13 protein-coding genes, 1 other RNA gene and 1 pseudogene are annotated in these 13,595 nt (G+C 43.1%); 5 read left to right on the top strand and 10 right to left on the bottom strand.

What is annotated here, in order from left to right:
- Nucleotides 1-9: 9 nt before the first annotated feature.
- On the top strand, nucleotides 10-1,023 hold the full coding sequence (locus LA20533_RS08075) for a lipoate--protein ligase (protein WP_056946134.1): 1,014 nt from the start codon (nucleotides 10-12) through the stop codon (nucleotides 1,021-1,023).
- Between the two features lie 48 nt (nucleotides 1,024-1,071).
- Nucleotides 1,072-2,010, top strand: coding sequence for a magnesium transporter CorA family protein (locus tag LA20533_RS08080; protein WP_056946135.1), 939 nt, complete (start codon nucleotides 1,072-1,074; stop codon nucleotides 2,008-2,010).
- A gap of 151 nt (nucleotides 2,011-2,161) precedes the next feature.
- Here the strand turns inward: LA20533_RS08080 and LA20533_RS08085 are convergent, their stop codons facing one another.
- Entirely contained in the window at nucleotides 2,162-2,629 is a 468-nt protein-coding gene (locus LA20533_RS08085; RefSeq protein WP_041816491.1) for a CinA family protein, read from the bottom strand.
- Between the two features lie 436 nt (nucleotides 2,630-3,065).
- Between LA20533_RS08085 and LA20533_RS08460 the strand changes: the two are divergent.
- Nucleotides 3,066-3,263 (top strand): annotated as a pseudogene (locus tag LA20533_RS08460) (IS30 family transposase); the annotation flags it as partial.
- Between the two features lie 92 nt (nucleotides 3,264-3,355).
- On the opposite strand, the gene LA20533_RS08095 reads toward LA20533_RS08460, so the two are convergent.
- The 5 genes from LA20533_RS08095 to LA20533_RS08115 form a co-directional block, all read right to left on the bottom strand.
- Nucleotides 3,356-4,711 carry a metallophosphoesterase gene (locus LA20533_RS08095; RefSeq protein WP_082611551.1) on the bottom strand — a complete coding sequence of 452 codons (1,356 nt, stop codon included), beginning with the start codon at nucleotides 4,709-4,711 and terminating at the stop codon, nucleotides 3,356-3,358.
- Nucleotides 4,712-4,786: 75 nt separating this feature from the next.
- Nucleotides 4,787-5,911, bottom strand: coding sequence for a THUMP domain-containing class I SAM-dependent RNA methyltransferase (locus LA20533_RS08100; RefSeq protein WP_056946137.1), 1,125 nt, complete (start codon nucleotides 5,909-5,911; stop codon nucleotides 4,787-4,789).
- A gap of 61 nt (nucleotides 5,912-5,972) precedes the next feature.
- Nucleotides 5,973-6,325: RNase P RNA component class B (gene rnpB, locus LA20533_RS08105), an RNA gene on the bottom strand.
- Between the two features lie 55 nt (nucleotides 6,326-6,380).
- A complete protein-coding gene (gpsB, locus tag LA20533_RS08110; protein ID WP_054745076.1) occupies nucleotides 6,381-6,725 on the bottom strand; it encodes a cell division regulator GpsB in 345 nt (114 codons plus the stop codon).
- 92 nt (nucleotides 6,726-6,817) lie between these two features.
- Nucleotides 6,818-7,381 (bottom strand): SLOG family protein, encoded by a 564-nt coding sequence (locus LA20533_RS08115; RefSeq protein WP_056946138.1) that lies wholly within the window; start codon nucleotides 7,379-7,381, stop codon nucleotides 6,818-6,820.
- 63 nt (nucleotides 7,382-7,444) lie between these two features.
- Between LA20533_RS08115 and recU the strand changes: the two genes are divergently transcribed.
- Complete coding sequence (gene recU, locus LA20533_RS08120; protein WP_056946139.1) at nucleotides 7,445-8,068, top strand: Holliday junction resolvase RecU; 624 nt, start codon at nucleotides 7,445-7,447, stop codon at nucleotides 8,066-8,068.
- Nucleotides 8,058-10,349: a PBP1A family penicillin-binding protein gene (locus tag LA20533_RS08125; RefSeq protein ID WP_056946140.1), complete on the top strand. Its 2,292-nt coding sequence runs from the start codon at nucleotides 8,058-8,060 to the stop codon at nucleotides 10,347-10,349. The genes recU and LA20533_RS08125 overlap by 11 nt, the downstream gene beginning before the upstream one ends.
- A 37-nt stretch (nucleotides 10,350-10,386) precedes the next feature.
- Here the strand turns inward: LA20533_RS08125 and nth are convergent, their stop codons facing one another.
- From nth to LA20533_RS08145, 4 genes are all read right to left on the bottom strand, one after another.
- Complete coding sequence (gene nth / locus LA20533_RS08130; protein WP_056946141.1) at nucleotides 10,387-11,028, bottom strand: endonuclease III; 642 nt, start codon at nucleotides 11,026-11,028, stop codon at nucleotides 10,387-10,389.
- A gap of 10 nt (nucleotides 11,029-11,038) precedes the next feature.
- Nucleotides 11,039-11,689, bottom strand: a complete 651-nt coding sequence (locus LA20533_RS08135; RefSeq protein WP_056946142.1) for a DnaD domain protein — start codon at nucleotides 11,687-11,689, stop codon at nucleotides 11,039-11,041.
- Between the two features lie 63 nt (nucleotides 11,690-11,752).
- Complete coding sequence (gene asnS, locus LA20533_RS08140) at nucleotides 11,753-13,051, bottom strand: asparagine--tRNA ligase (protein ID WP_054745066.1); 1,299 nt, start codon at nucleotides 13,049-13,051, stop codon at nucleotides 11,753-11,755.
- Between the two features lie 75 nt (nucleotides 13,052-13,126).
- On the bottom strand, nucleotides 13,127-13,534 hold the full coding sequence (locus LA20533_RS08145) for a PepSY domain-containing protein (protein ID WP_236693755.1): 408 nt from the start codon (nucleotides 13,532-13,534) through the stop codon (nucleotides 13,127-13,129).
- Nucleotides 13,535-13,595 lie beyond the last annotated feature (61 nt).

Consider the following 13,595-nt stretch of genomic DNA (forward strand, 5'->3'; position numbering starts at 1 on the left):
GATACATCTATGTATTATGTAATAATGAAATCCGACGATATTGGTATGAATTTGGCAACTGAACAATATCTCATGAATGAAAAATCTTTTGATGAGCCGCTCTTGCTTTTCTACATTGAGAAACCTTCGATTATTGTAGGCCGGAACCAGAACACCTACGAAGAAGTCAATGCGGACTACGTCGAGCAGAATAATATTACAGTAACACGCCGTTTGAGTGGTGGTGGCGCTGTTTACCATGATTTAGGTAACTTGTGCTTCAGCTTCGTGGTCAACAACTCAACCGATGCTTTTGGCAACTTTAAGAAGTATACCCAACCCGTGATTGATGCCCTGCATAAACTTGGTGCAGCAAGCGCCGAGGGCGGTGGTCGTAATGATTTGCTCGTTGATGGTAAGAAATTCTCTGGGAATGCGATGTACTCGAAAAACGGTAAGACGTTCTCACACGGCACCCTATCCTGGGACGTGGACTTAGATGTGCTGACAAAGGCTTTGAATGTTCCGGCCGATAAGATTGCCTCAAAGGGAATTAAATCAATTAGACAACGTGTAACAAACATCAAACCCTACGTTGATCCACAGTACCAGAACCTCACTACGGAAGAATTTAGGGATGTGCTACTTCTAACCATGTTCGATGCAGCAGACGTTGCTGAGATTAGGAGTCACGAATACGTTGTGACGCCTGAGGATCAGGTTGAAATTGACAAGATTGTCAAGGAATACTACCACAACTGGGATTGGGTCTATGGTAAGAATCCTGAATTTAGTATCCAGAAGCGGCAACACTTCTCCATGGGAACAATTGATGCCAGAATTAACAGTAATGCCGGTAAGATTACCGAGATTAAGTTTTACGGTGACTTCTTTGGTACGGAACCAGTCCAGTCACTCGCGGATATTCTGACGGGAGTTAATTTCGATCGTGCTGGGATCACCGCAGCATTGGCTGATGTCAACCTTGGTCAGTATTTCAACGGCATTGACAAAGAAGAGTTCATCGATTTGCTTGTTAAATAATATCTTGGTTAAACGGCTTTTTAGCCCGAACCAGAGTTGGAAGTTAAAATGCTAGTAGATACACAAGAGTTAAACGACAAAAAAATATATTTCTACGAAGATATCACAGCAAGTGATATTAAGGAACTCCACAGAAAGAACCGCCTGAGCTACGAGATGTTAGGCTATGTTAGCGATGAGCGTGAGCGCGCCCGAGCAGAGTATGATGAGCAGCATGATACATGGCTGCTCATTTATAATGTGCCAGTTCGTTCAGCTGACCAATTTGTGCCGCCAATCGGTATTATTTTGCAACAGTATGCGATCTTCGTTTTTTTAACCACAAAAACCGGCTTCGTTCGGGAGGACTTTGTCTCGGTGTTGAATAACGATCCAAATGATGAAACGATGGATAACCTGCAGGAGACAAATAGCTTCTGGGTTCTCATCTTTGACGTCCTCTACCTCATCACGACACGCTTCTTTGATTTAATTAACGAGGCTAATAATGAGCGTAATCAGCTAGAAGAAAAGATGCAGAATAGAACGAGTAACGACAGTATTATCAAGTTGGCCAAGATTTCCAAGAATTTCGTGGTAATCTTAACGCACATCAACGCAAATGTGATGGCGCTTGACTCGCTTAAACTCTATGAGCACCGCTTGTCCACTAACCTCAAATTCACGCCGGACGAATCAGAACACCTCAATGATGTGTTGGTCGAAGCTAAGCAGAGTCAGGAAATGGTCCAGCTCTACTCCAGTATCACCGACAAACTCACGAACAATTACAATAACCTGATCAATAATAACCTGAATAATGTGATGAAGTTTCTGACCATCTATTCGATTGTGCTCACTGTTCCAACGATAATTACGGGTTTCTATGGCATGAATGTGAAACTACCGTTTGCCGATTCCCCGTTCGCCTGGATAATCACTATTCTAATCACCATCTTTTTCTCACTTCTTGTCTGGCAAATATTGAAGAAGAATAATCTGATGTAACTTGCACTAAATAATAAAATCTCCGCGATTGATGTAAAGTCAATCGCGGAGATTTTTTAATATCGCGCGTTTTATAATCAAGTTAGCCAATTAGATCCAGCTAATTAATAACTTAACTTTACGCTGCCTCACGCTAGCTGGCAATATCGTTTTAATATTTCTGCAAGTATTGCACCAATAAATCAATCCCTGCTTGGCAGCTCTGCGTCATTACTGACTCAGGTTCACCAGGAAAATAATACGTTTTGGCTAACGTCGTTTCCGGATTAGCTAAGCCGATACAAACAGTCCCCACCATTACGCCCTCCAATTTATCAGGACCGGCCACGCCGGTAAATGCTAACGCAAAATCAGTACCGGCAATTTTGCGCGCTTGTTGGGCCATGCTTTTAGCAACTTCAGGACTGACGACGCCATATTTTGCGATCAAAGCGGCCGGCACGCCGAGTAGCTTGGTTTTAGCCGTGGTGGCGTAGGTGATGAAACCGCCTGGATAAATTTGACTAGCCTGTGGTGTGGCGGCTAATTGGCTTTGAAAGGTCCCGCTAGTTAAGCTCTCGGCGCTGGTCAATGTCAGTTTGCGTTTAGCTAAATATTTTGCTAGTGTCGGTATATCCATATTGCATTCCTCCTCTACTCTACAGCAGTGAATAATTTTGGTACCGAAAGTTTCCGCTGTTCCGAACGATACGACTTGGACTTGCTTAACTTCGATATTAGTTCCAATCGACATCGGGAAATAAGTTCTGCTTAACTAACATCCGATACTTGCTAATAGCGTTGTTAAAAACAAGTGACAGTAGCCATCATATTACTTGAAAATATGTCTTATTCTTATAGTGTAGCAAAGCTGCGTACTTAACTAAAGTAATATACCTATCGTTTAAGCCGTTGATTTTACCATTTATCAGCAATAAACAACCACCTAGTTAAAAGCGCTTTAATCTAGTTACACTTATGTATATTAGCATATAGAAAAGCGTCTCACAGGAGGTCCCAAACGTGAAAGTTACGATTGTACTTGATGGCACAGCACAACCACCTTTTGCTGTCCCCACCCTTACCGCTCTTCAGAACGAGGCACAAATGAGGCGCATAATCGAATGATCCGTCGTGATGTGCCTAAGGGCCTGTCCATGGATACTTTAGGCCCTAGTGATATCCAAGCAGTGGAAGCCAAGCTAAACAACTTACCACGCCGGCAGTCAGGTTACCAAACCCCAAAAGAGCTTTTCTCCGCTGCCGCTGGCTAAAGATTGAATCTTTAAAATATGAATATCAATGAAAATACTGTCTTGCCGGGATTTATTGCTTGGCTAATTTGTTCTTGCAATTTGGGATTTTTTTAATATTCAATAGTTAATGAATTGTCATCCATGTTGTTGTCCTGTAGCGCAGTTTGTGCGTAGTTAGCACTCACAGCACCGTATTTGACGAGGGCTTTGAATCCAGTCGTCTGCTCGAACTCTTCGACTTGTTGTGCTGATAAATTATCGGTACCAGTGAAGAAATACCAGTTCAGCTGAGCAAAACTTTGGGCAGCGGCATCTAGTAATTTGGGCTGGTTCTTCGCCTGCGCGTATAATCGTTCATAGATGATTGCCTTTGTGTCGTCAAAGAAAAGTTTCTTGGCGTATGCTTTATGGTGACTTAAATCGGTATTTATTTGTTCCTGCGATCTTAAAAATGGACTAATATCCATCATTTTCTTCTGATAATCTAACTTTCCTGGTGTCAACTTCAGCTCGCCATAACTATTTGGTGCTACGGCGTAGCTACCGTTTAGTACCTCGATTGTTGGACATCTTCCTGTTGAATCCTTAGTAATATCTTGCGCATGAATATGCCCGGCAAAGTTGAGTTTGACGTCATATTTACTAAAGAGTCGTTGCACAGTGGCAGTATTTTCGATGACATAGCCGAACTTACCGCGGCTACTATGTTGGTAAAGGTTGTGGTGGGTGAAGCTAATCGTCCGTAACCCTTTTTTCTGCCCCTCTTTTAATTGCTGCTCCAGCCACTTAATCGTGGCAGGTCTGATTGTACCACTTGTATACGGCGCAGTCGTCGCTGGCCCCACACTGTATTTATTTGTGTCTAGTAGCAACAATTGATATTGATCGTTTAGTTGCACCGTGTAACTGAGTGAGGCTGGATCAACGCTAGTTGCATTTTCATAACTAGATTTGAAAATGTGGTGCCAGTCTTCTGGGCTAATTTGTTCTGTTTTATATTCATGCTTGCCTTTGAAGCTCCGCGCCCAACCATCATAAATATCATGATTACCAGGGATGACGAGGAAATTAATCTGATTATCTGTTAGTGGCTTGAATATTTTAGCTAGTTGTGTCGCACTCTTCTTCGCACCATTAAATGTCACATCACCCGTAATGATTACGGCCGCTGGCCTCTCTTTTAGTGCCTTTTGAACCAGACTTTTGAGTAATACTGTACCGTACTTTAAATCCTTACTAGCAGCTGTGGCCTCCATATACTTGAACTTATGACCATTATCATGAAGTGAGTCAGCGATGAAGTGTGTGTCGCTGAGGACCCAAATTTTGGGTGTTTGATTGGTTGTGGGTAACGTCTTCGAGTGACTATTGGTGTTGGTATAATGATAGAAACCAATGCCTAGTATGACAGCAATTCCAATAAAAAAGAGGCCGATTAGGCCCCACCAATGTTTCTTCTGCATCATTGAGCACCCCTATTCAATAAGGTAAGAGTAGCACAAAAGATTCGTTAATCATATAATTTTTTATTTGGAGAAAATTTATTTTCGTTTAGCCCAATACTGGTAAAAATCGGTTCTGATTGACCCATTGTATAGCTTACGCCGCTTAGTGGCTCGTTCACCGTAATACCGTTCAAATTCAAGGTCGCTCGTGAGATAGTATTTACTAAAACTAGTTAATGGTCTGAATACCTCCCCCATTTCGTGGTAGAGAGCACGTGCAGATTCTTCGTCTTTTAGCCTTTTACCATATGGCGGATTAGCAATGATAATACCATTCTCCAGTTCGGTCTTGAAGTCCTTGACGGCAACTTGTTTGAACTTGATGTCTTGGAGTACACCAATGTTGTTCGCGTTCAGTTTAGCAACAGCCAGCACGGATTCATCTATATCACTGGCCCATATTTCGGCGTGTTCCGTCGTCTCTTTTGTCAAGGCTTCTTCTTTAGCATTTTTCAGTAGCTGATGGTTGAACCAGTCAAAGTCACTAAACGCAAAGTCACGCAGTTTTCCAGGTGCAATGTTTCTTGCAATCATCGCCGCCTCGATCGCAATCGTCCCTGAACCGGTCATGGGATCAATTAGCGGGTGCGTACCATCGAATGGAGTCAGTTTCAGCATCGCAGCAGCAAAGTTTTCTTTTAGAGGGGCCCCACCGTGTTCGATCCGATAACCACGCTTGAAGAGGCTTGAGCCCGTGGTGTCTAGCGAAATCCGTACCAAATCCTTCACAATTTGGACGTCAAGCTGGTAGAATGCGCCCACTTCAGGGAGAAATCCGCGTCGGCGGTATTGTTTAGTTAGTTTATCTACAACAGCTTTCTTCGTAATGGACTGGATATTAGGCTCACTGTGCAGCTTCGATTTCACACTACGACCCTTGACAGGAAACTGGCCATCAACGGGAATCAGGCCCGCCCAATCATAGTCATAGACCTGGTCATATAGTTCCTCGAAACTGGTTGCGGTGAATTCCTCTAACAGGATTTTAATGCGATCGGCGGTGCGCAGCCAAAGGTTTGTTTTGACTATGTCTTCTTGTGTTCCTTCAAAGAATACCCTACCGTTCTCTGTCCGGGTTTCATAACCTAAGGCCTGTAATTCTTTTGCAACGACAGACTCAAAACCTGCGCCCATAGTTGCATACAGCTGAAATTTTTCCATATTATCCTCTTTAATTTTATAAAAAAAGTTGAGCAATAAGCTCAACTCATCCCATGCAAACTTCTATAAGCCACGTTTTGTTCCGGTAAATTTGGGAGATTTACCTTCAGCAATCATCTATCTACAAAAATGTCTATGTCTTTAGTTCGTTTCCTTAGACATAAGCGCCCCTACCAAAAGTTTGGGTTGCCCGCTTGCAGGGTTTACCTCGTTCCACCAACCTGGTTTCCCAGATTGCTCCGTCACTGTGGCACTTTTCAGGATATTCACACATAGCCGAAACCTTAGTGCTTTTTCCGCCGTTATCTTACGATACCTTAGCTTATTGGGCTAAGTACAAACACTACGAACATCACAGTTCGTGCGAGCGTGGACTTTCCTCAGCCAACTAAATGACCGCGATTGCCCGAAATTTGCATATACAACAACAATTGATTATAGCACAAGCTACTTAATAAGCCCAGTATAATTAATCATTCTTATTAAGCGCTTGCTCGATAGTGAATACTTTCCGTTCAAGGATACTGAGTCTTTGGATAATGTCGAAATTAGTTGACGGCTGGTTCTCGTCCTCTAATGGTTGCACAGATTCATTTTGAACATCCGAGCGGTGAGCCTGATCGGCAAGCTGGCGCTTCAATTCACTGTTCTGTCTTTGTAAATTAGTGATAATATCTTGGAAAGACTCATAATCGTCAATCACACTATCGAGGTAGTTATCTACCTCACTTGTATCATAGCCTTTTCTCGCTTGCTTGAACTGATGCTTTAAAATTTCGTCTGTTGTTAATTTGATTTCATACTGCTCACTCATGTTTAATGCTCCTTAATTTACTGACTTTATCTTATCAAAGATGACTGACTGCGCAAACAACATTAACTCTTTATTATCAATTTTTGCAAAAATTAATCAATCCAGTCACGTTTTTGTTCCGCTAAGTCGTTCCCGCCCTCCTCTAGCTCATAGAAGTCGATGAGGCTAACGGGATAATCTCTCGTTGCATCTTCTCTAGTCATCGCACTGTAATCGTATTTGGGCTTGCCCTCATGCTCCAAATCGTAGACCAGCATTGCATAGTCAGTATGGCCTAACATGAAGGTTTGGTAATTCTTTAGTTGCATAAAATTTTGATAAGGTTGCTTCGAAACTGTTGCAAAGAAGTCCACCTTAGCCCTTAATTGACTAAACTTGATTTGTTTGTCTTCTTTCCAGTTATGTTCAAACTGATCATATGGTGTGATTAGCGCAACTTTTAATGGGTAGTCCTCGCGTAGTTTCAATGCGACTTCAATCGCCCATTGTTCCACACCGAGATTACCACCCGTAATCAGCCACTTTAGGCCGTTGTTCTCAATCTCATCTTGCAATCTTTTGGTTAGCACGTACTTGATGACCTCAACTTTGGGTTCTGTATCAGAGAAAACACTGAGTTCATAACTACGATAACCAGTGAGCCAAAGTCGCTCCACAACGCTACCTCTTATTTTCTAAATTACATCATTATTGTTATAATGCTAGCAGGAGATAATTCAATGGTCAAATATCCAAATGGTAACAGAAAAGAATTTCATACAGATCCGGATACTCTAAAAAAAAGTAATCAACCCACCTTTTCACGACGTGGGATGACTCTTGAGGAAGAGATTAACGAGAGTAACGAATACTATCTGGTGAATAATCAGGCCGTAATCTATAAGAAACCTACCCCGATTCAAATCGTGAGTGTTGATTACCCAAAACGAAGCAGAGCCGTGATTAAAGAAGCATACTTCAGACAGGCATCGACGACAGACTATAATGGCGTCTACCGCGGTTATTACGTCGACTTTGAGGCCAAAGAAACCAAGAACAAGCTTTCTTTCCCCTTGAAGAACTTTCACCAGCATCAAATTGAGCACTTCAAGCGGTGTCTCCTCCAAGATGGTATCTGCTTTGTCATCATCAAATTCAGTACGATGAACCGCTATTTCGTGACACCAGCAAGTCTAATTATAGCCAATTTTGAACATGATGATGACCAAAAATCGATTAAATTAACTACTATCGAGGAGGCGTCAATTGAGTTGAGTATTGGCTACCGCCCGACCATCCCCTACCTTGATGCAGTTGATCAATTAATTAAAAACAAAGGAATTAAAACTAATAATGACAGATAATAAAAGACGCTCGAAAAGCAGCGAGAATACTCGTGCAGCCTTGAATCATCCAAAGCGTGGCCGTAAGCAAAAGCCCCAGAAACTATGGCGGAAAATTTTGAAATGGACAGGTTTGTTTATTCTGGTCGCATTAGTATCCGGTGTTGGCCTGTTCGCCTACTATGCTAAAGATGCACCAAGTATTTCTGAAAAACAACTAACCAGTGGTGGTAGTTCTGGTTTATACGATACCGACGGCAAGTTCATCGTGTCGTTAGGCTCTGCCAAGAGAGACTATGTGGCAAATCAGGATATTCCACAGACAATTAAAGATGCGGTTGTTAGTGTAGAAGACCGGCGCTTTTACAGTAATCCCCTCGGAATCGACCCCATTCGTATCGTTACTTCTGCCCTTGGTAATGTTTCTAGCGGTAGCATCTCGGGTGGTGCCAGTACTTTAACCCAACAGCTAGTTAAACTAACTGTATTTGATACGACAGCGGCTCAAAGGACACTCAGACGTAAGGCACAAGAAGCGTGGCTTGCAATGAAACTTGAACAGCAGTATACGAAGGATCAGATTTTAGAGTTCTATGTTAATAAGGTCTACATGAACTATGGTGTTTACGGGATGGAGACCGCATCACAATACTATTATGGTAAGAGTTTGAAGGAGCTTACCTTGGCTCAGGCAGCAGTCATTGCTGGTATGCCAAATGCACCGGTGAATTTCGATCCTTACGTCTACCCGGATAACACAGCTAAAAGACGTAACCTCGTACTTGATGCGATGTATAAAAACAAGAAGATTACAAAGCAGGAATACGATGATGCCAAGGCCACAAAGATTACCGAGGGACTAGTGGCTAAAAAATCCACTTCTACGACTGACTCCGAGAGAGCGGTTTTTGATCCATACATCAAAGAAGTTATCACGGATTTGAAGGACAAGGGCTACGATCCCTATAATGATAATCTGAAGATCACTGTTAACATGAACGTAGAGGCACAAAAGCACCTTTACAATCTTGTAAATAACGGTTCAGTCTACTTCTCAAGCTCCGCGCAACAGGTTGGCGCGACAATCGTTGACCCGAGCACCGGTGGCGTGGTGGCGATGATTGGTGGCCGAAATTTACCAAATGTTCAGCTTGGATTGAACCGAGCAGTTCAGACGGCCAGAAGTACGGGCTCTTCGATTAAGCCGGTATTGGACTATGCCCCTGCCATTGAATACCTCAATTGGTCAACCCACAAACAGCTTGATGATTCCAAGTACACCTACCCAGGCACAAACATTCAGCTGTACAATTGGGACAACCTCTATATGGGCCAAATGAGTATGCGCTACGCCTTAGAGCAATCTAGAAATGTGCCCGCAGTAAAAACTTTGGGTGAGGTTGGTATCAGCCGTGCAGCTCAATTTGCTAAAAAAATGGGTATAAGTATTCCAAATGATGCGGGTCTCTCTGTTGCAATTGGCGCTGATGCCTCCTCCCTCCATATGGCAGGTGCATTCGCGGCCTTTGCCAATGACGGTGTTTACCACAAGCCAAGCTACATCAAGCAGGTTGAAACTGCTGACGGAACTGTCAGAACTTTTTCAAGCTCGGCTAAACGTGTGATGAAGAAGTCCACTGCTTACATGATTACCGACATGTTAAAGGGTGTCATTACTGATGGTTCAGGTACTACTGCTGCAATTCCTGGTATCTACCAAGCAGGTAAGACCGGTTCAGTTAAGTATTCAGATTCTGACTTGGTAAAGTATCCAGCATATCGAGGAACACCGAAGGATTCGTGGTTCAACGGTTATACCAAGCAATACTCGATGAGTGTCTGGACCGGATTTGACCAACTTAAGGATGGTACAATTACAGGTCAAGGTGAGTATTCGGCTCAAATACTCTATAAACAGATGATGAGCTATCTCATGAGTAATGAGAAGAGTACGGATTGGAAGATACCAAGCTCAGTTGTAAAGATGAGAATTATCCCCAATTCAGATCCTGCGCGCGTAGCAGCACCGGGGGTTAGTTACGTAAATGAATTATTTGTTAAGGGCAGTGAACCAGATAGTCCATACTCCGAGAGTGATTATGAGCCCAAATCTAGCTCTTCCGTGATTACTAATAGCAGCTTCGAGAGTAGTTCTTCTAGCAGTGCAGCATCGTCATCTTCTAGTTCGTCACCAAGTGAAAACGGTGGAGCTGGTGCCGGTGGTGATGGCGGTGATGATGGTGAGAAGCCCGGCGAAACCGATCCTGATGAAAATGAGCCGGATACCCCACCGGCAAACTAGTATTTACTAGTTAAATAGCCAAAAAAGAAGATTTATCCTACGATAAATCTTCTTTTTTTAATGGTGGCAAATATGAGTAAGGATCTTGATTTTGCGCACGAGCGGTCATCGTATAACGACCAAACATAATCATTGCGTGATGTGCCCGTACCCAGTCTTCCTGCGGGAGAATACTCTCAAGCCGCTGCTCAACCTGTTCAGGCGTTGCATTTGCCGCCACGATTTTGAATTTCTTGGCAATCCGTGCTACGTGAGTGTCAACAGCGATGGCTGGGATATGGTAGATTTCTGCGAGTACCACATTAGCAGTTTTAATACCAACACCAGCTAGCTGCAGTAAGTCCGCTTTCCTATCGGGTACTTGTCCATTAAATTGCTCGACTAAAATTGTGGCCGTTTTTTTCAAGTTTCGCGCCTTCGCATGGTATAGTCCAATGGAACTGATATAGAGCTCGATCTCCTCAATCGAGGCCTGACTGAGCGCCAGGGCATCAGGATAGTGTTCAAAGAATTCTGGGGTAAGCTTGTTAACCTGCTTATCGGTCGTCTGCGCACTCATGATTACTGCACACAATAAGTGAAATGGCGTATCGTAGTTTAGTTCCGTCGTTGCATCAGGATACATTGCAAGGATGCGGTACAAAACCGTGCGTGCAGCCTTTTTGCTTAGTAATGCCATCTAAAACCTCCTACTGCTGCAAGTAGCGTTCCACTTGTAATGTCGTCTTCAAGTTCATTCTCTGCCAGTTCAGCAGTATCCGATCGACGTATTTGAAATTGTAAACTTGTGCTAAGACTGCCTCACGAAGTGCCAGCTGAATTACGCCTGCATCGTAATGGTCAACAGTGAACCATGACTGGATCATTTGGCGCTCGATTGGTGAAATCATGCGACCGAATTCAATTTCAAATTGACGAATTGTTTGGTCGAGTTTTGATTCCTGCGGTTGAGCGACTGGACTAGCAGCTTCTCTAGTCTGAGAATGAACATCGACATTTTGATCGAGAAACTCAGTCAACTTGACGTACAACGGCGCCAAGGTGTAGGCATCGTTAATCCGCCCACTAGCATCATTTCCCTGCTCAATTACGAGGAAGCCTTGGTCGATCAATGATTGCAAAATTAAACCAACTTCGCTCACAGAGAAATTAGTTTGACTAGCCAAGAGTTCGTTGGCAGGGAAAAATTCGTTTCGCTGGGCGTAGCGTTCGAGTTGAAGAATTAAAATTAACTGTTGATTACTTAGTTTAAGATTGTTGTAATTGGCCAGTAAAGCGTTGCTGACTGTTGTAAACCCTTGCTCGCGGTACTGAAGAAAGCTATCATTTTTTTGCGTCATGTTACTTACATCCATTCAGAAAAAAGTTGAACCTTCGGTCCAACTTTAAGTAATTTGCTTAAATTAAGGCTTAATTCTTGTGATCATTCTTGGGAACGGGATAGCCTCTCTTAGATGATCTAGTTTGCAAATCCAGGTAATTGCACGTTCTAACCCAAGTCCAAAGCCAGAGTGAGGTACACTGCCGTATTTGCGTAGGTCGAGATACCATTGATACTCGTCTAAGCTCAGGCCAGCATCGACAATTCGTTGCTTTAAGATCTCATAATCGGTCTCACGCTCTGACCCACCAATAATTTCACCGTAACCCTCAGGAGCCAGTAAATCTGCACAAAGGTAAACATCGTCTCTCTTAGGATCTTCCTTCATGTAGAATGGCTTGATGGTCTTAGGGTAGTTCATGATGAAGACCGGCTGATCAAATTGCTCCGAGATGAATGTTTCATCGGGTGAGCCAAAGTCCTCGCCCCACTTGAAGTCATGACCACCCTTTTGGAGCAGCTCAACTGCTTCATCATAGCTAATTCTTGGGAAAGGCAACTTAGTGTATTTCTTCAATTGGTCAGTGTCACGCTCCAGGATTTTTAATTCATACGCACAATTGTCTAGCACACTTTGGACTAGGAATGCAATGTAATGCTCCTGAATCGCCAAACTTTCGTCCTGATGCATGAAGGCCATTTCGGGCTCAATCATCCAGAATTCTGTTAAGTGTCTTCTGGATTTTGATTTCTCAGCTCTAAAAGCTGGCCCGAAAGAGAAAACTTTGCCAAATGCCTCTGCCCCGGCCTCCTGATATAATTGGCCACTTTGAGAGAGATATGCATCTGAATCGAAATAGTCAATGTGGAATAACTCGGTCGTGCCCTCCGGTGCGCTACCAGTAAGGATTGGTGAATCCATCTTGATGAAGCCCTCTTTGTTGAAGAATTCATAGGTAGCACGAATCATTTCGTTCCTAATCTTCATGATGGCAAATGGTCGACGCGATCTGAGCCACAGGTGGCGATTATCCAGTAAGAACTCAATTCCGTGTTCTTTAGGTGTAATTGGATAGCCCTCACTCTGTGAAATTAGCTCAATGTCAGAGATTTCTATCTCGTAGCCAAAGTGTGAGCGAGAATCTTCGTGAATCACACCGGTGACGTACATGCTCGATTCCTGATGGACTGATTTGGCAATTTCCCAGATCTGGTCGGAAACGCTATTCTTCACGACTACGCCCTGGAAAAACGCCGTTCCATCACGTAGTTGGAGGAAGCTGATTTTACCGCTAGAACGCTTGTCTGCAAGCCAGACACCGATAACCACCTCTTGGTCTACGTACTGACTTGCTTCGTTGATATGTATTTGTTTTGTCAATTTTTTACCCAACCTTTATAAAATTACTTCTCTATTATACAAAAAAATATGCAACTTAACACTCCAATTAAAGAACTAGAGGTTATCAATGTAGGATAGCTCCTCGCCGTTCTTGAAATTATAGAGTACGAAACCGACTTTGCCGTTGTTTTTTGTATAGTGTACTTCCCAGACGGCATGCTTCTGGTACCAACCTAAATTGATATCTTTCACTATCCGATTGGGATGATTCTCCCTAAATATTTTGAGAATTTTCTTCTTGCTTTGACCATTCTTTGTATCATACAAATAGGCCTTTTTACTCTTTGGTAGATAGATGAAATAGTAATTTTTCTTCTTGCTGTCCTGGCCCGCCAAAGAAACGGAGCGCACGCTACGATTCAGATGATAGTATTCAGCGACGGTTTTAATGGGAGTTTTCCGTAGCGCAATTGTCCGCACCTGCTCCTCGCTATTTGAGCGGGGATCTATGGCAAGTTTCAAGACAATCAGGATCGCGCAAAAAACTAATAGTAAGGTTGTAGCTACAATAGCAAAAATTTTT

It is taken from the genome of Amylolactobacillus amylophilus DSM 20533 = JCM 1125 (assembly GCF_001936335.1).
Classification (GTDB): Bacteria; Bacillota; Bacilli; order Lactobacillales; family Lactobacillaceae; genus Amylolactobacillus; species Amylolactobacillus amylophilus.